Origin of the sequence: Microlunatus parietis, assembly GCF_013407955.1 — a bacterium.
Lineage (GTDB): Bacteria > Actinomycetota > Actinomycetes > Propionibacteriales > Propionibacteriaceae > Microlunatus > Microlunatus parietis.
In genome coordinates this window covers 3632403-3655822 of the sequence record NZ_JACCBU010000001.1, presented here as the reverse complement: position 1 = coordinate 3655822, position 23420 = coordinate 3632403, and the positions used below count along the sequence as shown (strand labels likewise).

Annotated in this window: 19 protein-coding genes and 1 riboswitch; of the genes, 11 read left to right on the top strand and 8 right to left on the bottom strand. The window is 71.1% G+C overall.

The window, feature by feature from the left end; genetic code table 11:
* Positions 1-40 precede the first annotated feature (40 nt).
* From BKA15_RS17530 to manD, 9 genes are all read left to right on the top strand, one after another.
* Positions 41-1426 (top strand): ABC transporter substrate-binding protein, encoded by a 1386-nt coding sequence (locus BKA15_RS17530; protein WP_179752858.1) that lies wholly within the window; start codon positions 41-43, stop codon positions 1424-1426.
* Entirely contained in the window at positions 1423-2325 is a 903-nt protein-coding gene (locus BKA15_RS17525; RefSeq protein ID WP_179752857.1) for a carbohydrate ABC transporter permease, read from the top strand. Before BKA15_RS17530 ends, BKA15_RS17525 begins: the two co-directional genes overlap by 4 nt.
* Before the next feature lie 10 nt (positions 2326-2335).
* Positions 2336-3214, top strand: coding sequence for a carbohydrate ABC transporter permease (locus tag BKA15_RS17520; protein WP_179752856.1), 879 nt, complete (start codon positions 2336-2338; stop codon positions 3212-3214).
* Positions 3211-4434 carry a glycoside hydrolase family 32 protein gene (locus BKA15_RS17515; protein ID WP_179752855.1) on the top strand — a complete coding sequence of 408 codons (1224 nt, stop codon included), beginning with the start codon at positions 3211-3213 and terminating at the stop codon, positions 4432-4434. The genes BKA15_RS17520 and BKA15_RS17515 overlap by 4 nt, the downstream gene beginning before the upstream one ends.
* A 9-nt stretch (positions 4435-4443) precedes the next feature.
* Positions 4444-5457 (top strand): LacI family DNA-binding transcriptional regulator, encoded by a 1014-nt coding sequence (locus tag BKA15_RS17510; protein ID WP_179752854.1) that lies wholly within the window; start codon positions 4444-4446, stop codon positions 5455-5457.
* 99 nt (positions 5458-5556) lie between these two features.
* The gene (locus BKA15_RS17505; protein WP_179752853.1) at positions 5557-6393 is read left to right on the top strand and encodes a sugar phosphate isomerase/epimerase family protein; all 837 of its coding nucleotides are present in this window, start codon (positions 5557-5559) and stop codon (positions 6391-6393) included.
* Positions 6390-7589, top strand: coding sequence for a Gfo/Idh/MocA family protein (locus BKA15_RS17500; protein ID WP_179752851.1), 1200 nt, complete (start codon positions 6390-6392; stop codon positions 7587-7589). The genes BKA15_RS17505 and BKA15_RS17500 overlap by 4 nt, the downstream gene beginning before the upstream one ends.
* 36 nt (positions 7590-7625) lie before the next feature.
* Positions 7626-8936, top strand: coding sequence for a mannitol dehydrogenase family protein (locus BKA15_RS17495; RefSeq protein ID WP_179752849.1), 1311 nt, complete (start codon positions 7626-7628; stop codon positions 8934-8936).
* Positions 8933-10171, top strand: a complete 1239-nt coding sequence (manD, locus tag BKA15_RS17490; RefSeq protein ID WP_179752847.1) for a D-mannonate dehydratase ManD — start codon at positions 8933-8935, stop codon at positions 10169-10171. Before BKA15_RS17495 ends, manD begins: the two co-directional genes overlap by 4 nt.
* Positions 10172-10230: 59 nt before the next feature.
* Here manD and BKA15_RS17485 read toward each other — a convergent pair whose 3' ends face one another.
* Positions 10231-11025, bottom strand: a complete 795-nt coding sequence (locus BKA15_RS17485) for a hypothetical protein (protein ID WP_179752845.1) — start codon at positions 11023-11025, stop codon at positions 10231-10233.
* A gap of 345 nt (positions 11026-11370) precedes the next feature.
* Positions 11371-11475, top strand: a riboswitch (TPP riboswitch).
* 56 nt (positions 11476-11531) lie between these two features.
* On the opposite strand from BKA15_RS17485, the gene BKA15_RS17480 reads away from it, so the two are divergent.
* Together BKA15_RS17480 and BKA15_RS17475 are read left to right on the top strand one after the other, a co-directional pair.
* Positions 11532-12161 (top strand): ECF transporter S component, encoded by a 630-nt coding sequence (locus BKA15_RS17480; protein ID WP_218871425.1) that lies wholly within the window; start codon positions 11532-11534, stop codon positions 12159-12161.
* 1 nt (position 12162) lies between these two features.
* Positions 12163-14520, top strand: coding sequence for an ATP-binding cassette domain-containing protein (locus BKA15_RS17475; protein WP_179752843.1), 2358 nt, complete (start codon positions 12163-12165; stop codon positions 14518-14520).
* 97 nt (positions 14521-14617) lie between these two features.
* On the opposite strand, the gene trxA is transcribed toward BKA15_RS17475, so the two are convergent.
* From trxA to murJ, 7 genes are all read right to left on the bottom strand, one after another.
* Positions 14618-14941, bottom strand: a complete 324-nt coding sequence (gene trxA / locus BKA15_RS17470) for a thioredoxin (RefSeq protein WP_179752841.1) — start codon at positions 14939-14941, stop codon at positions 14618-14620.
* Between the two features lie 35 nt (positions 14942-14976).
* Positions 14977-16029, bottom strand: coding sequence for a thioredoxin-disulfide reductase (gene trxB / locus BKA15_RS17465; protein ID WP_179752839.1), 1053 nt, complete (start codon positions 16027-16029; stop codon positions 14977-14979).
* Between the two features lie 87 nt (positions 16030-16116).
* Complete coding sequence (locus BKA15_RS17460; RefSeq protein ID WP_179752837.1) at positions 16117-17301, bottom strand: MFS transporter; 1185 nt, start codon at positions 17299-17301, stop codon at positions 16117-16119.
* A 278-nt stretch (positions 17302-17579) separates the two neighbouring features.
* Positions 17580-18290, bottom strand: coding sequence for an anti-sigma factor (locus BKA15_RS17455; protein ID WP_179752835.1), 711 nt, complete (start codon positions 18288-18290; stop codon positions 17580-17582).
* Between the two features lie 143 nt (positions 18291-18433).
* Entirely contained in the window at positions 18434-18913 is a 480-nt protein-coding gene (locus tag BKA15_RS17450) for a hypothetical protein (RefSeq protein ID WP_179752834.1), read from the bottom strand.
* Positions 18914-18970: 57 nt separating this feature from the next.
* Positions 18971-19633 carry an RNA polymerase sigma factor SigM gene (sigM, locus tag BKA15_RS17445; RefSeq protein ID WP_179752833.1) on the bottom strand — a complete coding sequence of 221 codons (663 nt, stop codon included), beginning with the start codon at positions 19631-19633 and terminating at the stop codon, positions 18971-18973.
* Positions 19630-23415 (bottom strand): murein biosynthesis integral membrane protein MurJ, encoded by a 3786-nt coding sequence (gene murJ / locus BKA15_RS35625; protein WP_179752832.1) that lies wholly within the window; start codon positions 23413-23415, stop codon positions 19630-19632. Before murJ ends, sigM begins: the two co-directional genes overlap by 4 nt.
* Between the last annotated feature and the right edge of the window lie 5 nt (positions 23416-23420).

Genomic DNA, 23420 nt, shown 5'->3' with positions numbered 1-23420 from the left:
ACGTGTCAGGATCTACGAGTTCACAGGGAGGTGAACCCATATGGTCGACCTATCCCGCCGGGCCGTGATCGGCGCGCTCGGCGCCACCGCGGTCGGCACCGCACTGTCCTGGCCGCGGCTGACCGCCCAGGACATCCCGGGCCGCGGCGAGGACGTCCTCACGATCTGCTTGTTCGGCACCGCCCAGGACGCGGCCGCCCGAACCCAGCTGGTCGCCGCGTTCCGGGAACAACACCCCGACATCCGGGTCCAGATCCGGCGGATCCAGGGTGTCGACTGGAGCGACTTCCTGGCCAAGATCCTCACCCTGGTCGCCGCCGGAACGCCGCCGGACCTGGTGCTGGTCGCCACCGAGGGCACCCAGCTGTTCGCCGAACGACTCGGTGAACCGCTGGATCCCTATGTCCGCAGGGATGCCGAGGATCTGCGCGGCTACTTCGCCGACGTGCACCCGGCCCTGGTCGAGTCGTTCATGTATCAGGGCAGCCTGTTCCAGATGCCGAACGGCTTCAATGCCGCGAACCTCTACTACAACGCCGAGCTGTTCCGCTCGGCCGGGCTGGACCGGCCCGCCGACGACTGGACGGCCGAGGACTTCCGGGACACCGCGCGAGCCCTGACCCGGGCGGCCGGGCCGGACTTCCGGGCGTTCTTCTGGACCAACCGGCTCTGGGGCGGCGTCGTGCCGTGGCTGTACGTCAACGACACCTCGATCCTGTCCACCCGCACGATGCCGGGCGGCGACTGGCTCTGGTCGGAGTTCTATCCCGAGGAGACCGGTCGCGGCGGCGGCTTCGCGTACGAGGCGTCGAACGCGCTCGATCCGCGGGTGGAGGAGAGCTTCGCCTATCTGGCCGAGCTGACCGCCGAGGGCCTGGGCAGTTCGCCGGCCCAGGGCGGCGGCTCGGAACTGGTGTCCCGGTTCGCCCGCGGTCACATCGGGATGACGCCGGCCGGCGGCTTCTGGATGGACGGCCTCTACGAGGGCGGCATGTCGTCCGACCAGTACGACGTCTGCTACTTCCCGCGGATGCGCGGCCAGCGGCACCAGTTCGGCGCCGACGGGTACGCGATCATGCGCGAATCGCCGCGCAAGGACGCGGCCTGGGAATGGATCAAGTTCTGCCTCACCCCGGAGGCGGTCCGGCTCGCCATTCGGACCCCGAACACGACTCCGGCCCGCCGCTCGGTGATCACCGAGGAGTGGCTGCAGGGTCGCGGGCCGAAGCACTGGCGGGTCTTCTACGACACGCTGGACAAGTTCGGCGACACGGCACCGATCCCGGCGCCGCCGAACCAGGCCGCGGTCGAGACCGCCATGATCAAACACGTCCAGTCGGCCGTCACCGGGCCGCCGCAGAACCTGCGCGGAGTGCTCGGCGCGATGGATCGTGACCTGACCCGAGCGCTGCGGAGGTCCTCATGATCACGAACACGAACACGGCCAGCCGGCGCACCCAGCGCCGCATCCTGGCCGCCGTCTTCCTCGCCCCGACCATGATCGGCATCGGCGTCTTCGTCCTGGTCCCGATCATCGTCTCGCTGATCTTGGCCTTCTTCCGGTGGGACGTGATCAGCGCGCCCGAGTTCATCGGCCTGGACAACTTCGCCGCGATCGGGAACGACCCGACGGTCCGGATCAGCTTCCTCAACACGTTCGGCTTCGTGATCATCGCGGTGATCTTGCAGCTCGGCCTGTCGCTCGGGCTGGCGATGCTGGTCCAGGGCCGGCTGCCCGGCTGGCTCCGGACCTTCTTCCGGTCCTCGCTGTTCTTCCCGTTGATCTTGTCGGCAGCATCGGTGTCGCTGGTGATGGCGTACCTGTTCAACCAGGAGTTCGGCCTGGTCAACGCGGTGCTCCGAGCGGTCGGACTGCCGGCCGTCGGCTGGCTGACCACGCCGACCGGCGCGGCCGCCGTGGTGATCGCGGTCTACGTCTGGCAGAACTTCGGCTTCACGTTCCTGCTCTTCCTGGGCGGCCTGGCCGGGATCCCGCGGGACGTCTACGAAGCCTCGGCGATCGACGGCGCCCGCGGCTGGAGCCAGTTCCGGCACGTCACGCTGCCGCTGGTCTCGCCGACCCTGCTGGTCGCCTCCGTGATGGCGGTGATCAGCGCGCTGCAGATCTTCGACCAGCCGTACGTGCTGACCCGCGGTGGCCCCGAGGACGCCACCCGGACCGCCGTCATGGTGATCTTCGAAACCGCGTTCCGGCAGCTCGAGTTCGGCCGGGCGTCGGCGATCGGGCTGGTGCTGACCTTGATCATCATCGCCGCCACGGCGGCCCAGTTCGTGATCAGCCGCCGGCTGGTCTTCTACCAGTGAGGAGTTGATCATGACGGCACTCACCACCACGCCTCAGACTCGGGTCGCGGCACCGGTCTCCGGTCCGGTCCGCCGCCGGCCCCGACGCCTGATCACGCCTGGCGACGTCGGCCGGCTGGTCGGACTGATCGTCGCCACCGCGCTCACCCTCGGCCCCGTGCTCTGGACGCTGTGGACCGCGCTCACCCCGCTGGACACCGAGACCGGGCAGCGGGTCTTCGGACTGGCCGCGTTCGCCGATGTGCTGGACCAGGTCAACCTGGGCCTGCTGATCTGGAACTCCGCGCTGGTCACGATCCTGGTCGCGGCCGGCCAGATGATCACCGCGGCAATGGCCGGCTACGTCTTCGCCAAGATCGAGTTCCGCGGCCGCCGGCTGCTGTTCGGGCTGGTGCTGGCCACGATGATGGTGCCGCTGCAGGTGACCATCGTGCCGGTCTTCATGCTGCTCCGCGGAATGGGATTGGCCGACACCCTGCTGGCGTTGATCATCCCGGCCCTGCCGACGGCGTTCGGCACCTTCCTGATGCGGCAGTACTTCCTGACCCTGCCGACCGAGCTCGGCGAGGCGGCCGAGATCGACGGCGCCGGGCCGTGGCGCACGTTCTTCCTGGTCTACGCGCCGCTCGCGGCACCGGGCCTGGCGATCGTCGGCATTCTGGCGTTCAACTACCACTGGAACGAGTTCTTCCGCCCGTTGATCTTGACCATCAGCGAGGAGAACTTCACCCTGCCGCTCGGCCTGGTGTCGCTGCAGGGCAACCTCGGCACCGGGTCGGTAGCCACCGTCCTGGCCGGCGTGGTGATCTCGATGATCCCCGCCTTGATCGTTTTCGTCTTCGGGCAGCGACCGCTGCGCGAGGGCCTGACCGCAGGGAGTGGCAAGTGACCGATCCGTTCTTCCCCAGACTGCACCCGCGCCCGGACCGCGGCTGGATCAACGACCCGAACGGGCTGGCCCGGATCGACGACCGCTGGCACGTCTTCTTCCAGTGGAACCCGGACTCGACCCGGCACGAACGGATCCACTGGGGGCACGCCTCGTCGGCGGACCTGCTGCACTGGCGGGTCGAGCCGGCCGCACTGCGGCCGCGACCGGGCCGCCCGGATGCGTACGGCTGCTACACGGGTTGCCTGGTCGACGACGACGGCACCCCGACCGCCGTCTACTCGGCGGTCACCGACCGGTCCGGGAGATCCGACGTGCTGCTGGCCCGCGCCGAAGCGACCGCGCGCAACTGGCGGCAGGACGAGCTGCCGGTGCTGCCGATGCCGGACGACCCGCGGTTCTCCGACATCCGGGACCCGTTCCTGTTCGAGTTCGATGATCATCGGTGGGCGATCATCGGCGCCGGGCGGCCGGGCGGCGATCCGGCCGTGCTGGCGTACCGGGTGGACAAGCTGACCGACTGGATCCCGGCCGGAACCCTGCTCGATCACACCGATCCGGTGGCCGCGGAGGTCGCCCCGGCCGACATCTGGGAGTGCCCGAACCTGATCCGGGTGGACGGGCACTGGGTCTTGATCATTTCGCTCTGGCGCGCGGTCAGCCATCCGGGACAACGCGAACTGGCCGGCGTCCGGGCGCTCCTCGGCGACCTGGATCGCGACGGTGATCAACTCCGGTTCCGGCCACGGACCGGCGGCCCGGTGGACACCGGCCCGGCGTTCTACGCACCGCAGGTGCTCGCCACGCAGGAGCGGGCCCTGCTCTGGGGCTGGTCCTGGGAGCTCCGGGATGCCGACGAGTCGGTGACCGCCGGTTGGGCGGGCAGCCTCACCCACCCGCGCGAGTTGGCGGTACGGGACGGGCGGCTGGTCAGCCGGCCGGCGCGCGAGCTCGAGGCCCTGATCGGTGCCGAGCTCACCGGGCCCACGACTCCGGCCTTCCTGGTCCGGTTCGCCGGTCCCGGGACGCTGGACGCGGATGGCGCTGCGGTGATCACCGTGGCCGGGCCGGCCGAGGTGTGGGTGGACGGCTCGGTGGTGGAGGCCTACCCCGAGTCCGGCACCCCGTTCACCACCCGCGGCTATCCCCGGAACGGCTGGAGCGTCACCGGGGCGGCCGAGGTGTACGAACTCCGGCTCCCTGGAGACCGTACGGAATAGGGTGACTGCATGCCGAGCAAAGCGACCGCGAAGGACGTCGCCCGCCGGGCCGGCGTCTCCCGGTCGGCCGTCTCGATGGTGCTCAACGGCCACGGTGCCGGCAACATCGCCGCCGACAAACAGGAGGCGATCCGGCGGGCCGCCGCCGAGCTGGCGTACCAGCCGAACCGGGCGGCGGTGAACCTGCGCCGGCAACGGACCCACACGATCGGCGTGGTCACCGACGCGATCGCCAGCCACGCGTTCGCCGGCGCCCTGCTGACCGGGGCGGCCGAGGCGGCGCTGGCCCGCGGCTACGTGCCGCTGGTGATCGACACCGGCGACGACGCGGACCGGGAGCGGCAGGCGGTGGCGACCCTGAACGAGCGCCAGGTCGACGGCTTCCTGTTCGCCGCGTTGTCCTTGCGACATTGGGATCTCGGCGATCTGACCGAGGCTGGCACCGCCGTCCTCGCCGACGCGATCGACCCCACGGACCGGGTCGCCGCGTTCGCGCCGGACGAGGTGGCCGGCGGCCGGACGGCCTGCCGGGAGTTGATCGACCACGGCCACACCAAGATCACCGCGCTGGTCGGCGCCGCGGGTTCGCTGGCGGCCGAGCGCCGCTGGCAGGGCCATCGGGACGCGATGCGGGAGGCCGGGCTGAAACCCGGCCGGCCGGTCCGGACCGGCTGGACCATCCGGGAGGGTTACGAAGCGGCGCAACGGGTGCTGGACCGGCCCGACCGGCCGACCGCGATCGCCTGCGCCAACGACCGGGTCGCCGTCGGCGTCGTGCTGGCCGCCCTCGGCCTCGGGCTCTCGGTGCCCGGCGACCTCTCCGTGCTGGGGTACGACGACGACGAGAACGTGGCGCCCGAGATGGCGCCCGCCCTGACCACGGTCGCGCTGCCGCACCACGCCATGGGCTGGCAGGCGATGACCCGGCTGCTCGACGTCCTCGACGGCGGCCCCGACGAACCGGGCCTGACCCTGCTGCCCGGCCCGCTGATCCGACGCGACTCGGTCGCCCCGCCGCGTTGAGCGTGCCGTTCCGGTCCGTGGGACACATCGGCTGCAACCGATGGCAACTGATGGCAAGCGTTTGCCCCCGCGGTTCGGCCCAGCTTAGGGTCGGTAGGCGTGACCACGACGTGGACCTTGTCCGGTTTCGGGGACGAGATCGACCCGGATCCGGTCGTTCAGGTCGCGGTGCTGCAGGCGCTTGGCGCCCGGCACCTCGAGGTCCGCAGTGCCTGGGGGACCAACGTCGTCGAGTTCGACGATGATCAACTTTCCCGGCTCAAGACCGTCCTCATCGAACGCGAGATGGGGGTCTCCGCGATCGCCTCGCCGATCGGCAAGGTCGAGGTCGCCGCGCCGATCGAGAACGAGCTCGCCCGGCTGGACGCGGCGATCAAGGCCGCCCAGACGCTGGACGCCGGGTTCATTCGGATCTTCTCCTTCTACCGGGCCGAGGGCGTCGCCGTGGAGGCGATCCGGGACCAGGTGATCGACCATCTCGGCGCGCTCGCCGACCGAGCCGACCGGGCCGGCCTGGTGCTGGTGCACGAGAACGAGAAGCACATCTACGGCGACATACCGGCCCGGGTGCACGACGTGATCACCGCGGTCGACTCGCCGGCCCTCAGGGTCGCCTGGGACAACGCGAACTTCGTCCAGTGCGGGGTGCGGCCCTACACCGACGGCTTCGAGCTGCTGCACCCGTACGTGGCGTACCTGCAGGTCAAGGACGCCCGCGCCGCCGACGGCCAGGTGGTCCCGGCCGGCCAGGGCGACGGCGAACTGGCCGAGACCGTCGCCGGGCTTCGTGATCATGGTTTCGCCGGCTTCGCTTCGCTGGAGCCGCACCTCACCCACGCCGGCCAGCTCGGCGGCTTCTCCGGTCCGGCCGCGTTCGGCACCGCGGCCCGTGCCTTCGCCCATCTCGCCGAAACCCAGGGAGTGAACCTTCGATGACGAGCCAAGAACTGCCGCGGACCGCAGGACCCGGACCGACCCGGGTCGTGATCATCGGCTGCGGCGTGATCGGCAAGCACCACGCCCTGGTCGCGACCCAGCACGCCGACTTCGTGGTGACCGGTCTGGTCGACACCGACCCGGCGGCGATGGAGCAGGTCGCCGACGTGGTGGTGGAGCAGGGCGGTGACCGGCCGGGCTCGTACGGCAGCATCGCCGAGGCGCTCGCCGCCGGCGCGGACCTGGCCGCGATCTGCACCCCGAGCGGGTTGCACATCGACGAGGCCGAGGAGTGCCTGGCCGCCGGCGTGCACGTGGTGATCGAGAAGCCGCTCGATGTCAGCGTCCAGCGCGGCGTCGAGTTCGCCCGGCTGGTCGAGACCGCCGAGCAGCGCGGCCAGGTGGTCAGCGTGATCAGCCAGCACCGGTTCGACCCGGGCAGCCAGGTGGTCCGCACGATCATCGAGGAGAAGAAGCTCGGCACCATCACGTCGGCGATGGCGAGCATGGCCTGGTTCCGCAGCCAGCAGTACTACGACTCCGGCGACTGGCGCGGCACCTGGGCGCTGGACGGCGGCGGCGCCGTGATGAATCAGGGCGTGCACACGGTCGACCTGCTGCGCTGGTTCCTCGGCCGGCCGGCCGAGATCTATGCCCACACGGCGCAGTTGGCCCACGAGCGGATCGAGATCGAGGACACGGCGACCGCGACGATCAGGTTCGAGTCCGGCGCGCTGGCCGCGCTGCACCTGACCACTGCCGCCTACCCGGGCCTGACCGTCCGGCTGCAGGTGCACGGCTCGCTCGGCTCCGCGATCATCGACAACGACGAACTGAAGTACCTGCACGCCGGCGACGGCGAGGTCGACGCGAACCTGCGCAGCGCCAAGGACCGGGCCAACCAGGCCGAGCAGGCGACCAAGGCCGGGGACGAGTTCTCCGGCAGCCGGAACGACCCGAACGCCTTCCTGGCCGGGCATCTGCGCCAGTACGACGACATCGCCGCGGCGATCAAGGACGGCAGCCGGCCGCTGGTCGACACCAACGAGGCGCTGCTGTCGCTGGCGCTGGTCCGGGCGATCTACGTCTCGGCCACGCTCGGCCAGCCGGTCGCCTTCGACGACGTCCTGAACGGCAAGTACGACGACGTCGAGCCCGTGATCAAGGGCCGACCGGCCGCCGTCGCGGACGCCTGATCGCCCGGAATCGTTGAGAGACAAGGGACTTCAAGGATGAGCGCACGCGCCGTACATCTCGGACTGGGCGCGTTCTTCCGCGCCCACCAGGCCTGGTACACCCACCGGGCCAACCAGGATCAGCCGGGCGGTCCCTGGCTGATCACCGCCTTCACCGGCCGCCAGGTCGAGCTGGCCGAGACGCTGACCGCCCAGGGCTGCCGCTACACCCTGATCGAACGGGCCGCCGACGGTGATCACGGCACCGTGATCGAGAGCCTCGGCGCCGCCGTACCGGGTGGTGATCATGAGGCCTGGCTGACCGCGCTGGCCGACCCGGGAACCGCGGTGCTGACCAGCACGGTCACCGAGGCTGCGTACCGGATCCATGATCAGGATCGGGACCGGCTGGCCGCGGGCGAGCCCGGAATCTCTGCTCCGGCACGGATCCTCGACGGATTGCGGGCCCGGTTCCAGGCCGGCGGCGCCCCGCTCGCCGTGCTCTGCTGCGACAACCTCACCGACAACGGGGCCATGCTCCGCGGCCGGGTGCTGGACCTGGCCGGTGAGCTCGGCGACGACGAACTGACCGACTGGGTGGACGGGTCGATCACGTTCCCGTCCAGCATGGTGGACCGGATCACGCCGGCCACCACGCCCGATGATCTTGTCATCGCCAAGCAGCTGAGCGGCTGGGATGATCAAGCCCCGGTGGTCACCGAACCGTTCAGCGAGTGGGTGATCACCGACGCCTTCCCGTCCGGACGGCCGGCCTGGCACACCGCCGGGGTACGGCTGGTCGACGACGTCGAGCCGTACGAACAGCGGAAGCTGTGGCTGCTCAACGGGGCCCACTCGCTGCTCGCCTACTACGGGCTGCACCGTGGCCTGGCCACCATCGCGGAGGCGATGGACGACCCGGCTTGCGTGGCGGCGATGGAGGACGTCTGGCGCGACGCCGCCGCCGTGCTGCCGTTCCCGGACGCGGAGATCACCGAGGCGACCGACGCCCTGCGTGAGCGGTTCGGCAATCCGCGGATCCAGCACCGGCTGGCCCAGATCGCCGCCGACGGTTCGCAGAAGTTCCCGGTCCGGTTCGGCGAGGTCTACCGGCGCCGCCGGGCCGCCGGACTCGACCATGGAACCGGGCTGCCGCTCGCCGTGGCCGCCTGGATCCGGCACCTGGCCACCGATCAGGTCAAGGACGCCGGCGCCGCCGAGTTGATCACTCGGCTGGCCGCCACCACGAACAATGCCGACCGGGTCCGGCTGGCCCTCGGTGTGCTCGGCCCGGAAGCGGCCGACGATAATGATCTTGCCCGGGACACCGGAGCCCGGCTGACCGAGTTACAGGAGCACAAGTCGTGAAGATCGAACGCGCCGAGGTGATCGTCACCTCGCCGGACCGCAACTTCGTCACGCTGAAGTTGACCACCGACGACGGACTGACAGGACTCGGTGACGCCACCCTGAACGGTCGCGAGCTGTCCGTCGCGTCCTACCTGTCCGACCACGTCGTGCCGTTGTTGATCAACCGCGACGCGCACCGGATCGAGGACACCTGGCAGTTCCTGTACCGGAGCGCCTACTGGCGGCGCGGGCCGGTCACCATGGCCGCCATCGCCGCCGTCGACGTGGCACTCTGGGACATCAAGGCCAAGGCTGCCGGAATGCCGCTCTACCAACTGCTCGGCGGGGCCAGCCGCAACGGCATCCTCGCCTACGGGCACGCCAGCGGGGCGACCACCGAGGGATTGTTCGACAGCATCCGATCCCACCAGGAGCAGGGTTATCGGGCGATCCGGGTGCAGACCGGCGTGCCCGGCCTGAACGCGATCTACGGCGTCGCCGCGAACCGGACCACCGAGGGCAACAAGGGCAAGCGGTACGACTACGAGCCGGCCCAACGCGCCGCCCTGCCGGCCGAGGAGGACTGGGACACCCGGTCCTACCTGCGGCACCTGCCGACGGTCTTCGAGGCGGTCCGGGGCGAGTTCGGTCCGGAGCTGCCGCTGCTGCACGACGGGCATCACCGGATGACGCCGATCCAGGCGGCCAAGCTGGGCAAGGCCCTCGAGCCGTACGACCTGTTCTGGCTGGAGGACTGCACCCCGGCGGAGAACCAGGAGGCGCTCCGGCTGGTCCGGCAGCACACCACGACGCCGCTGGCGATCGGCGAGATCTTCAACACCGTCTGGGACTACCAGACGCTGATCCGCGAGCAGTTGATCGACTACGTGCGCAGCGCGGTGACCCACACCGGCGGCATCACGCAGCTGAAGAAGATCTTGGAATTCGCCGCGCAGTACCAGATCAAGTCCGGCATCCACGGCCCGACCGACATCTCGCCGGTCGGCATGGCCGCGGCCCTGCATCTTGATCTTGCGATCCACAACTTCGGGATCCAGGAGTACATGAAGCACGGCGAGAAGACGAACGCCACGTTCCAGCAGACGTTCACGTTCGACGACGGCTACCTGCATCCGGGTGATCAGCCGGGGATCGGCGTCGAACTGGACCTGGACGAGGCCGGCAAGTATCCGTACCAGACGGCCTATCTGCCGTTCAACCGGCTGGCCGACGGGACCGTACACGACTGGTGATCACCGACGGAAAGCCCTGAGTCCCGACGCTGGGACTCAGGGCTTTTCGCTGTCCGGGCTCAGATGCAGACGATGCCGAGCAGGTCGATGATCTTGCAGTCCCGATCATCGTCATCGTCGTCGTCCTTGGGCGGCTTGGTCGGCTTGCCGGTCGGGTCCTGGGTGGGTTCCTCGGTCGGCTCGCTGGTGGGGTCCGGATCGTCGGTCGGCGAGGGCTTCTTCGTCGGCTCCGGATCGTCGGTCGGCGCCGGGGCCTTGCTGGTGGGCGCCTTGGTCGGTTCGGGTTCCTTGGTCGGCTCAGCCTTCTTGGTCGGAGCCTTGGTGGGCTCCGGTGCCTTCGTCGTCGGCTCCGGATCCTTCGTCGGTTCCTTGGTCGCCGGCGCCTTCGGCGTCCGGGTCGGTTCCGGCTTCTCGGTCTGCGGATCCTTGGGCGTCGTGGTGCGGCCCGAGGTGGAACGCTCGGGCGGCGGGCCCGCATCGTCGGAGGATTCGTCCCGATCGCCGGACTGGCCCTGCGGCGTACGCTCGGTCTCCGCCGGCGGCGTCGGATCCTGCGACTTGTCCGTCGGCGACGGGTCGCCGGGCGGGGTCGACGGCGGCGGCTCGCCGGTCGTCGGCGGGTCGGTCGGCTGCTGGTTCTGCTCGGCCTCCAGCCGGATCCGGTCCAGCTCCTCCTGCCGTTCCTTGGCCAGACGCTCGGCCTCGGACTGGCCGGGCTCCTCGGCGCCGGCGCTCCAGATGCCGGGCAGGATGATCCGGGTGCCGGGCGCGACGCTCGAATTGACCGGCTGGTTCTGGCCGAGGACGGCGGTCGTGCTGACCGCCAGCGACAGCCCGAAGCCGGCGCCGATCACCAGCAGTCGCCGGAGCCCGGACTTGCGGGGTGGTCGGTTGTCCCCGTCAGGGGGTCCGTCCTGTGGCGACGGCGCTGCCGCCCGTCGCGGGTGGGGTGAGTTGCCGGCTGCGGGTGTGGATCGGCCTGACACCGAGTCGTCCCTCCTCGACGCGCCATCGGGCCCCGGCGCGTGTCTTGCCAACAACGGCGAACGTCCCCGATACACGTCCGTTGTCACACGTACGGCCCCGAACTCCCTCCCAAGGTTCGGAACCGAAGGGCCCAGACTATCGATGCGGTCGGCCCACCGGTACCTGCACAGGCGAGTGATTCTGAGAAAGTCTGAGCCGGGCGTTATCGTAGTGGGGAACGACAGGGGAGCGCCGTAGGGCGCTGAGAGTGCGACAGATCGCAGACCCTCGAACCTGATCCGGTTGACACCGGCGTAGGGAGTCGGGCCTTTCTCGAGCCGCGACGGGTCACCGTCCGGCTTCCCTTCCATCGACCGTTGGAAGGTTCACGATCATGACCACCGAAACCACCTCGGCCGACCCGCATCGCGCGGTCGGGCCGCTGCTGCGCTGGCGTACCGTCGATCTGATCACCGCGGTGATGATCGGCGTCGCGTTCGGCATCGCCTTCATCGGCTGGGCCCAGGTGACCAACCTGACCGGACCGCTGTTCCTCGCCCTGCCGCCGCTGGCCGGGCTGCTCGGCGGCTTCTGGTGGCTGCCGGCCGTGATCGGCGGCCTGATCATCCGCCGGCCCGGTGCGGCGCTACTGGCGATGCTGGTCGGGGCGAGCGTCGAGCCGCTGCTCGGCGGGCAATGGGGGATCAGCACGCTCGGTTCGGGCCTGTTCCAGGGCATCGGCGTCGAGCTCGGCTTCCTGATCTTCGGCTACCGCCGGTTCACCGCGTTGTCCGCGATGCTCGGCGGGCTGCTGGCCGGGCTGCTGGAGACGCCGTACGAGTGGCTGACCTACTACCAGGAATGGGCGCTGCCGTACATCTCCTTGTACGCGGTGACGATGATGATCTCCGGCGCCCTGCTCGGCGGCCTGGTCGGGCTGGCCCTGGTCAAGGCGCTTGCCGCGACCGGGGTGCTGGCACCGTTCCCGCCCGGCCGGGAGCGCGCCGCCGCGCACCAGGTCTGACGTGGCGGAGTCGAGTCCGGTCGGGATCGAGACCGGCGAGGTCGTCGCGGCCGGAGTGTGCTGGCGGCCGCACGGGCGCCGGGAGCCGACGCTGCGCGAGCTGACGCTGACCCTGCGACCCGGCGAGCGGGTGTTGCTCGCCGGCGCCAGCGGGTCGGGCAAGTCGACCCTGCTCCGGCTGCTGGCCGGGCTGGCCGACGAGAGCCTCGGCGAGCTGACCGGCGAGTTGCGGCTGCCCGGTGACGGCCGTCCGGGGCGAGCCGGACTGCTGCTGCAGGACCCGACCCACGCGGTGGTGGCCGAACATGCCGGGCGGGACGTCGCGTTCGGCCCGGAGAACCGGCGCGCGGACCGGCCGGAGATCGCCGACCGGACCCGTCGGGCGCTGACCGCGGTGGGCTTTCCGTACCCGGCGGCACGGCGGTCCACCGACTTGTCCGGCGGGGAACTGCAGCGGCTCGCGCTGGCCGGCGCGCTCGCCCTCGACCCGGAGCTGCTGCTGCTCGACGAGCCGACCGCCATGCTCGACCCGGACGGCGCCCGGACGCTGCGGGACGCGGTGATCGGAGCCGTCGCCGACCGGCCGGTCACCGTCGTCGTGGTCGACCACCGCCCCGGCGACTGGCTCGACTTCTGCGACCGGATGCTGGTGCTCGGCCCGGACGGCCGGCTGATCGCCGACGGCCCGGCCCGGGCTGTGCTGGCCGAGCAACGGGACGAACTGCTCGCGGCCGGCGTCTGGGTGCCGGGCGAACCGCCGCCCGAACCGGTACGGATCGACTGGAGCCGGCCGTTGGCCGGTCCGTCGACGGACTCGGTGCGCGGCGGGATGGGCTTACGGCGCAGGGAGGTGGACCTGGGGCGCGCGGCGGTGGATTCGGCGGCCGAGGGATCGGCGACGGCGCGCGACGCGGAGGCTGTTCTGCGGGTTCGCGGGCTGGGGCTTGGTACGCCCGGGGCCGCGACGCGACCGTTGGTGACGGGACTGGACCTGGATCTCCGCCCCGGCGACCTGGTCGCGGTGTCGGGACGCAGCGGCAGCGGGAAGTCCACCCTGCTTCGCGCGCTGGCCGGGCTGCAGCCGGCCGACGCGGGCGAGTTGGCGGTACTCCGGGAAGGTACCGAGCTCCCGCTGGACCGGCTGGCCCGACGCTCCCGGGAGCTGGCCCGGGTGGTGGCCTGGCAGCCGCAGCATGCGGAACAGCAACTGACCCGGCGGACCGTCGAGGCGGAGGTGCTGGCGACCAGTGAGGCGGTCTACGCCGACGACCCGGAGCGGCTGGCGGCCGCGCGACGGCGCGCGGAGGCGCTGCTGGTCGCCCTCGGCCTGGACCGGTTGCGCGGCGCGGATTCGTACCAACTGTCGGGCGGGGAAGAGCGCCGGGTCGCCCTCGCGGCCGCGGTGGCACATGGGCCCGTTGTCGTGCTGCTGGACGAACCGACCGTCGGGCAGGACCGGCAGACCTGGGCGGCGGTGGCCGGCGTCATCGACGCGCTGCGGTCCGACGGGACCGCGGTCGTCGTCGCAACCCACGACCGGGAGCTGGCCGACCGCGCCGGCCGGCGGCTGGAACTGGACGGCCCGGCGGCGACTGCGGCCGAGTGGCCCGACTACACGATCGCGCCGGTCGTCGAGCCCGGCGACCCGCCCGCCGCACGGTGCAACACGGTGGCGCTGCTGATCATCGCGCTGGGCGCCGCGATCGGCTCGTTCTTCGTGGCGGACTGGCGGGTCGGCCTGCTCACCCTGGCGCTGTCGCTGTTGCTGGCCCCGCTGGCGGTTCGCGGTGTCCGGGCGACGCTGGCCCGGCTGGTGCCGGTGACGCTGGCCGCGATCACGGTCGGCTGGTCGGCGCTCGCCTTCTCGGACCGCGGCTTCCTGGCCCCCGACGCGTGGCCGGTGGCGGCGGCGGAGGTGACTCGGATCGCGTGTCTGGTGATTCCGGGCGTGCTGCTCATCCCGTCACTGCCGCCGAGCCGGCTCGGCGACGCGCTGGCGCAGCGCTGCCGGCTGCCGCATCGGCCGGTGGTGGCCGCCGCGGCGGGCCTGCTCCGGCTGCAGCAGTTGCTCGAGGTGTGGCGGACCATGGCCGACGTACGGCGGATCCGCGGCCTCGATCCCGGCCGGTCGCCCGCCGGCCGGGTCCGGCAGGCGGCCGGGCTGACGTTCGCCCTGCTGGTCTATGCGCTCCGGTCGGCCCAACAGTCGGCGCTGTCGATGGATGCCCGCGGTTTCGCCGGCGCCCGCCGCCGCACCTTCGCCCTGCCGTCACCGTGGCGCGCTGTGGACTGGCTGGCCGTCGCCGTCGCCGCCCTGCTCACGGTCGTGCCGCTCCTGCTGTCCCGGATCCTCAGCTGAACCGCCTCACCAGGTTTCCTGGCGCAATACCAGGGAAGTTTCTCGTGGGAAGCGGCAGTTTTTCACGTTACGTGAAAAACTTGAGGCCAGAGTGACGTCAGAGGTATTCCTCGATCGCGCCGAGCAGGACGGACTTGGACTTGGCGCCCTTGAAGGCTTTGACCAGTTCGCCGCCGACGTACACCTGGATGGTGGGCAGGCCGAGCACGTGGTTGTTGGCCGGGGTGACCGGGTTGGTGTTGGTGTCCAGCTTGACGAAGGTGACCTTGTCGCCGTGCGCCTGCGCCAACTCCTCGATCACCGGGGCGACCTGCTTACAGGGACCGCACCAGTCGGCCCAGTAGTCGACCACGACCGGCTTCTCGGACTTGAGGACGACTTCCTCGAAGGTGTCGTCGGTGACTTCGCTGACGGAGCCCATGTCTCTCCCTGCTCTCCTGTTTCGGTGCTGTCTTCTCAGACGCCGGCCGGGACGGCGACCTCGCTGGCCTGATCCGCGAGATCGGCGAGGTAGCGCTCGGCGTCCAGCGCGGCCGAGCAACCGGTGCCGGCCGCGGTGATCGCCTGCCGGTAGGTGTGGTCGACCAGGTCGCCACAGGCGAACACGCCGGGCAGGTTGGTCCGGGTGCTGCCGGGCTGGGTCAGCACGTAACCCTCGTCGTCCAGGTGGACCTGGCCGCGGACCAGTTCCGAGCGCGGGTCGTGGCCGATCGCGATGAACAGGCCGGAGATCGGCAGCTCCCGCTGCTCGCCGGTCCGGGTGTCCCGGAGCGTGACGCACTCCAGCGCGTGGTCGCCCTTGATCTCGGCGATCTCGGAGTTCCAGTCGAACGTGATCTTGGGATCGTTCTCGGCCCGCTTGGCCATGATCTTGCTCGCCCGAAGTTGATCACGCCGGTGGATCAGCGTGACCGACTTCGCGAACCGGGTCAGGAAGGTGGCCTCCTCGACGGCCGAGTCGCCGCCGCCGACCACCGCGATGTCCTTGTCCCGGAAGAAGAATCCGTCACAGGTGGCACACCAGGAGACGCCGTGCCCGGACAGCCGGTCCTCGTCCGGCAGGCCCAGCTTGCGGTAGCCGGAACCCATCGCCAAGATCACGGCGCGCGCCGAGAAGGAGTTGCCGTACGCGTCCTGGACGGTCTTCACCTCGCCGGTCAGGTCGACCGCGGTGATGTCCTCGGCGACCAGCTCGGCGCCGAACCGCTCCGCCTGCGCCTTCAGGTTCTCCATCAGGTCCGGGCCGAGGATGCCGTCCGGGAAGCCGGGGTAGTTCTCCACGTCGGTGGTGTTCATCAACGCACCGCCCGCGTCGACCGAGCCGGTGAACACCAGCGGCTTCAGCGCGGCCCGCGCCGCGTAGATCGCCGCCGTATAACCGGCCGGCCCGCTGCCGATGATGATCACGTCGCGCACCTCGCCGGACGGCTTGACGGCCACCGTCTCGGCGGCCGGGGTGGACAGCGTGATCGCGTTGACGGCGGGAACGATGCCGGAGAGGTTGCTCATCGAGATCCTTGTGGTCGGGTCGTTTTCGGGGCTGTACGGCTTCCGCCATCGCCACCCTACAGCGACCAAACGCCCTCACCGGGCCGACTATTCCGGCACGGACCGGCGGGCCAGCAGGGCCACGCCGACCGCCCCGAGCAAGGCTACCGGCGGTAGCAGGAACAGTCCCCGGACGCCGAGGTACGGCAGCGCGGCGGCGGCCAGACCGCTGCCGGCCGCGCTGGCCAGCAACGAGGCGCAGACCAGCGTCGAATAGCCGCGGGCCAGGTCCGGCGCCGGGACCACCCGGTCCAGCAGGCTGGAGAGCAACACGCCGAGCGGTGCGCCGAGCAGGCCGCCGCCGAAGCCGGTGACGAGGAGCAGCCACGGGATCCCGGCCACCGCCCAGGCCGCCGCCGCGACCAGCGCTGCGATGCCGGCCACCACGGCCACCCGGGTCAGCGCCCGGCCCGGCCAGATCCGGGCTGCGTAACCCAGGGCGCCGGCGACGTCGCCGAGCGCCGCGGCCGACGCGACCGCCCCGGCCAGGAACGCCAGCCCGGCCGCCGAGGTCACGCCCGGAACAGCCACCGCGGTGATCCCGGCGGCGAGCCCGACGGTGACATTGATCCCGAGCAGCCAGCCCAGGCCGCCGCGCCACCAGCGAGACCCGGAGCGGGCCGCCTCGGCGGGCCGGGTGACGGCGGGGCGCGACCGTACGGCGGCGCGGAAGAGGATCGCGGAACCGAGCATCAGCACGGCGATCAGGCCGAGCCCGGCGGCCGGCATCGCGATCGCCACGGCGAGGCTGACCAGCAGCGGGCCGATCAGGACGGCGGCCTGGAAAAGTACGGCCAGCAAGGCATAACCGGCGGTTCGACCGGCCGGGTCGGTGATCACGCCGGGCAACCAGGCGCGGACCGCGGTGGTGATCGCCGGCACCGCCAGGCCACTGATCGCGACGACACCGATCATGATCAACTGCGGTCCGCCGGCGTACCCGATCATGATCAGGCCGGCGAACCCGGCCGCCGAGACGATACCCATGACCATGATCAAGTTCGCCGAGCGGCGGCCGCTGAGCAGGCGGCCCTGGATCAGCAGCCCGACCGCGTTGCCGGCGCCGAAGACCCCGGCCAGGGTGCCGGCCCACTGCAGGGAGCCGGTCCATTGCTGGACGCTGAGAATGATCGCCAGGCCGGCCATGCCGATCGGCAGGGCGCTGACGAAGACGGCGGACAGGGCGGGAACGACGGCAGGCGTCGACCAGAGTTTCCGATAGGGCTGCAACATGTGGGCATACCTCCATGAGGCTGCCCACCCACCCATGCCGGTGCGACTCACCGGCTCGTATGCGCCCAGGCTAGCCGAGATCCCACCCCGGCAGAACGCTGATCTCGATCGCCGGTCCCCAAACCAGCAGTCGCGGACGGGGAGGAAAGTCAGGGACGCGAGGGGTGCTGGCGGTCGAGCCACAGCCGCGACTGTTGCTCGCATACGCGACTGTTGCAGCGGTCGCGCGTGGGAGGAGTGGTCGCGGCTGGGTTCTGGGAGGACGGTCGCTTTGGCGGCTACTCGGGCAGGGGGGTGGTGGTGCCGGCCTTCGGATCGTCGGGGCAGCCGGTGACGACGGTGACCCGGGCCTGCCCGCCGGACGACGTGTAGACGAGGAGGGCGGGGGCGCCGTCGACGGTGACCCGGGCGATGTCGGTGATCCGGCCGTCGGTCACCTTCCCGGCGCAGGACCAGGACCGGGACAGCCAGTGCGAGTCGAGGTCCTCGGTCGAGCGGAGCGACTCTGCCTGGGCGGCCAGGTCCTTGCTGGTCAGCGGCGACCGGATTGCCTCAGGTTCGCCGAGACCGGCCCGCGCGCTCACCGCGTAACCGGCGAAGCCGATCCCGACGGCGGCCACGCAGGCCACCAGGGCCCGGCCGAAGAAGCGGGACCGGGACGGCTTGTCCAGATCGCTGCCGAGGGTGCCGAGGCTCGGCTTGGGCCGGTCGGCGAGTTCGCGGCGGTGCAGGTCGGCGGCGTCGGCAGCCCCCGAGCTGCGCCGCTGCTGCTCCAAGGCGATGACGTCGGCGAGGCGGTCGGCGACGGCCGCCGGCATGGCCGGTACGGGTTCGGCGGCGAGCCGTACGCTCACCTGGTCGAGGTCGGCCTGGCTGGCGGAGCATTGCCGGCAGCCGGCCAGGTGAGCGTCGATCTCCGCAACGCGGGCAGCGTCGAGCAGGCCGGCGGCTGCGTCGGCCAGTTCGTCGACAGTCAGATGAGCGGCCACAACGGGTTCCTTGGGCTGGAGAGGGGAAGAGCGGGGGCGTGGCGCCGGAGCGCCGTGCGCTTGGACGTCGCTGGCACCGGTTCTGGTTCCCGGCCTGGTCGACGGGTTTTCCGAGTCTCGTTCATGGTGTCACCGCCGCCCAGTCAAGCATGGCCGGAGTCAAGCAGTCCCTGGCTCCGGAGCCGGTCGATCGCGGCCTCGGTCGCCGGATCACGGGTCGCCTGCGGGGCGTACCGAACCAACCAGCGCAGCAGGGTCGGCCCGCCGTCGCGGAGCAGCGAGGTGGTGACCGTTCGCCGGGTGCCGTCGGCCAGGGTCAGCCGGTAGCCGGGGCCGGTCAGGGTCCGCAGTCGCCGTACGGCAGCGACGTCGGTGCCGGCCACCCGATGTTTGGTACGGAAGCGGCGCACGGTCGCCCAGGCGCCGTCCACCTCGAGGTAGGCCCGGGTCCGGGACCAGACTACGGCGAGCAGGACGAGCCAGCAGACCACCAGCACCGCGAGCACCGCCACCCACCCGGCCGCCCGCTGGCTGACCAGCAGCGTGGCGCAGGCGAACAGGCCGACGGTCGACACCAGGATCGGCGTCCGCCAGTTGTAGGCCAGGTCGAGCGGATGGGACATGGAGGGGTCTCTCGGTGGGCCCTTCGACAGGCTCAGGGCGCGGGTGGTGGAAAGGGTTCAGGGTGCCGGACCCTCGCGCTGTCGCCCCGGCGTCCGGACCCGCGGCCCGGCCGGCTCCGGTTCCGGTGCCTCCGGTCCCGGCCCCTCGGGCTCGACGCGCAGATGCTTCAGCAGCGGAACGAGCTTGGCCCGGCCGCGGGCGCAGCGGCTCTTGATCGTGCCCGGCGCGCAGCCGAGGATCGACGCGGCTTCCTCGACCGAGTAGCCCTCCATGTCGACCAGCACCAGGGCGGCCCGCTGGTCGGCATTGAGCTGACGCAGCGCCGCCGCGACGTCGCTGCGTTCCTCCTTCACCTCCATCGGATCCACCGTCGCGGTCACCCCGAGCTCGGCGGCGCGGTCCGGGTCCTCCGGCAGCGGCTCGGCCCGGCGGACCTTGTTGCGCCGGATCCGGTCCAGGCAGGCGTTGACGACGACTCGATGGAGCCAGGTCGTCACCTGGGCGTCGCCGCGGAAGCTGCCGGCCCGCCGGAACGCGGAGATGTAGGCGTCCTGGAGCGCGTCGGCCGCCTCCTCCGGATTCCGCATGGTCCGCAGGGCGATCGCCCAGAGCCGCTCCTGATGCCGCCCGACCAGTGTCGCGAAGGCCTCCGAGTCCCCGGCGACGTGGGCGCGCAACAGCTCGAAATCGCTGGGACCGCCCGGGGGCGATCCAGTCACCGATAAACCTCGACCTCGTGAATCCCACCGCGGAAGCGCTGGGGTTCCTCCTCGGGCAGCGAGGTCAGGTAGACCAGGACGAACCGGGTGGTGACCGGCTGTTCCAGGGGTACGTCGATCTGCTCGCCGGCGTTGTTGACCTCGGCGACCACGCGCCAGTCCTTGTCGGTACCCATCGGAGGCCTGTTCACGCCCTCCTCCTCCGGCACCCGCAGCTCGAAGTCGGTGCCCTTCCCGCTGAGCATCAGCTTCACCTCACGGACCGGCACCTCCTCGCCCAGGTCGAAGACCACGCCGACGCCCCGCTTCAGGCCGCCGAGCTTCGGGTCGTTGCGGTACTGCATGGTGCGCCAGCGGCTGTCCGGTTCGCCGTCGTACGCGTTCGGCACCTCGTCCGGGTTCTCGTCCGACGGGTCGCCCTGCGGATCAAAGTCGCGGGCGTCCTCGATCGGCACCAGCACCGGATCGGCCGGCGGCTGCGGCGCCTCGCTGCTCTGCTGCGGCGGGTTGTTGATCGGGTTCGGCAGGCCGGTCGGGCGGATCACGAAGGTGGCCACGATCGCCGCGATCACCAGCAGCACGACCAGCGCCACCAGTAGGACGATCCAGCGCTGCGGCTTGCTCGGCGTCCCGTTGCCGTTGCGCGGACGTACGTGCGGGACCAGCGGCGCCCCGCCGTCCGGCGGCGGTGGCTGCCGGATCATCGTGGAGCGGGCCGACTCCGGGCTGGTCGGCGAGATCGAACCGGCCATCGGCAGCGCCGGCCCCTGCCGTACCTGCTCCTCGGTCGGATTGTTGTCGGGGGTGCTGGAGATCGGCGAGTCGGGCCGGTCGACGGCCGCCATCATTCCGGTCGGCTGCTCGCTGAGCGGGATCTCGCCGGTCTCGTCCGGGCGGACCCGCGGGATCGGCTGGCGCAGCCGGCGCTCCAGATCGGCCGTGGCATCCGCGGTGCCGAGCACCTTGGTCAGCGCGTTGACGACCTCGTTCGCGGTGTCCAGCTGCGGCGCGTGGTGCCGCGGCGGCCGGCCGAGGATCTGGTCGGTGACGTGGTCCAGCGCCGGTGAGACGCCGGCCCGGACCTGGCGCGGGGTCGCCCAGCGGCCGCCGAGTTGTGGGGCGGCGCCGAGCCCGTACGCCGGGCCGCCGGGCCAGCGGGAGACCAGGCAGCAGTAGAGCAGCCGGCCGAGGTCGTACACGTCGGCCGCCTCGCCGTGCCCCTCGGCCGGTTCGCCGCGGACCGGCCGCAGCGCGGACTCGATCACCAGGCCGATGATCTTGACGTTGCCGGTCGGGGTGACGACGACCGTCTCCGGGTTGATCCGCTCGTGGAACAGCCCGAACCCGTGCACCGCCGACAGGGCGTCGGCCACCTCGCGGGTCACCCAGGCCGCCTCGAGCCCGGTCAGCGGACCCTGAGCCAGGATCGCGCTGAGCGGCTGGCCGGTGGCGTACTCACAGACGATGTAGGAGCCGATCCGGGTGTCGTCGGAATAGACCGCGTCGAGCACCCGGAGGAACCGGGAGTCGGTCGCAGCGGCGCCCCGCCGGGCGGCGTCCAGCACCTCCGTCGCATGCGGATCGAGCGGTGGCAGCAGATGCACCAGGACCGATCGGGAGAGCACCTGGTCGAACGCCCGCCAGGTGATCGTCGGATCGTCCGCGGCCAGCATCTCCTCGAGCCGGTAGCGGCCGGCGAGGACGGTGCCGGGGGCGGTGACGGAGGCGCCGGGAGCGGTGTCGGCCGTGCCCGAATCGTCCCAGCCGGGATCGGCGGCCGCAGGCGTCGCCGCAGCGGCGCTCGGGGACTCCTCCGGACCGACCTGGTCCGGGGTGTCAGCCGAGGGCGCGACTGGTGTGGTCATCTCGGACCCGGGCTTAGCTGACATCGTGATAGGACGGCCATGGTGTGACCGGTCGGGAACGATCTTAGGATGCAAGGCCGCCCGACGAGCGGTCTGGTGCGAATCTGGGACGATCCTAGGCTCCGGTGCGCCCGTTTCGCCGTAGAACTCGCGCAACGGACGGATCACGGTCTGGATGCTGGCCTCGTCCTCGATCGGCGCCGGCGCCGGCTGCCGGCGGCGCAGCACGAACGCGAGGATCTGGCTGACCTCGGAGATCTTGAACAGCCGCGCCAGCAGCAGGAACACCACGACGGCGACCAGCCCGGCGACCACCAGGGCCAGCGCCTGGACCAGCTTCGCCGACGACCACAGCTCGAACCCGCGGGTGATCGCGTACGCCAGAACACCGGCCGGCGCGACGGCGGCGAGCAGCTTGCCGGCGTGCCCGGCCACGCTGCGGATCGGCATCCCGGACAGCCGCCGGGACAGCACGCCGACGGCCAGGATCAGCCCGATCGTGTACGCGATCACGTGCGCGACGGCCAGCCCGACGGCCGTGGTGGCGGGTGAGTTCAGCAGCAGCACGATGAGCACCGCGAGCGAGGCGTTCGCGGCACCGATCGCGATCTGGATCAGGAACGCGGTCTTGTTGTCCTCGAGCGCGTAGAACGTCCGCAGACACAGGTAGTGCAGGCTGAACGGGACCAGCCCGAACGCGAACGCCATCAAGGTCCAACCGGTCAGGTAAGCGTCGCTGGTGCCCTTGCCGAAGCCGAACACGAACTCGGCCAGCGGCACGCCGAGGGCGAAGAAGGCGACCGCCGCCGGCACCATCGCGGTGAGCAGCAGCCGCATCGTGCCGAGCGTCTCGTCCCGGACCCCGGCCAGGTCGCCGGCCGCGACCAGCCGGGACGCCGACGGCAGCATCGCGGTGGCCAGCGACACCGCGATCAGCGAGTGCGGCAGTTGATAGGCGGCGTAGGCGTACGAATAGACCGTCAGACCGCCACCGGTACCGCCCGTGGTCGCGCCACCGGCGACCTTCTGGATCACCACCAGGGCGGCCTGGTTGACCAGCACGAAGCCGAGCGTCCATTTGGCCAGCCGGACCGTCTTGCCGAGGCCGGTGCCCTTGAAGTCGAACCGCGGCCGGAACTTGTAGCCGACCGCCTTCAGGTACGGCAGCAGCACGATCGCCTGGGCGACGATGCCCAGGGTGGAACCGAAGCCGAGCAGCAGCTCCTGCTCGGTGGTGAACGCGCTGGTCCCGTCGCCGCTGCCGAAGACGACGAAGAAGACCGCCAGGACGCCGATCGAGATGATGTTGTTGGCGATCGGCGACCACATCATCGGGCCGAACCGGTCCCGCGCGTTGAGCACCTGGCCGGCCAGCACATGGATGCCGTAGAAGAAGATCTGCGGCATGCAGTAGTACGCCAGCCGCACCGTCGAGTCGTAGCTGCGGGCCAGCTCGGGCACGTGCCAGGACTCCGGCGTGTAGATCCAGATCACGAGCGGCGCGGCCAGCGTGAGCACGACCGTGAGCAGGCCGAGGACCAGGATGCCGAGCGTCATGATCCGGTTGGTGTAGGCGTCGCCGCCGTCCGGGTCGTGCTTGATCGCCCGGACGATCTGCGGCACCAGGACCGTGTTCAGGATGCCGCCGGCCAGCAGGATGTACATGCTGTTCGGCACCGTGTTGGCGTAGTTGAACATGTCGGCCTGCCGGGTGGCGTTGCCGAACAGCGCCACCAGCAGCGCGAACCGGCCGAAGCCGAGCATCCGGGACACGGCCGTCCCGGCCGCCATCAAGACGGTGGCCGAGACCAGCCGGGACCGGCCCTTGGGCGGATCGGCGGACCGGCCGGCCGAGCCGCCGGAAACGTTCGACGAAGCGCGGCCGGACATCGCGGCCGGGTTGCGAGCGGAATTCATGCGGG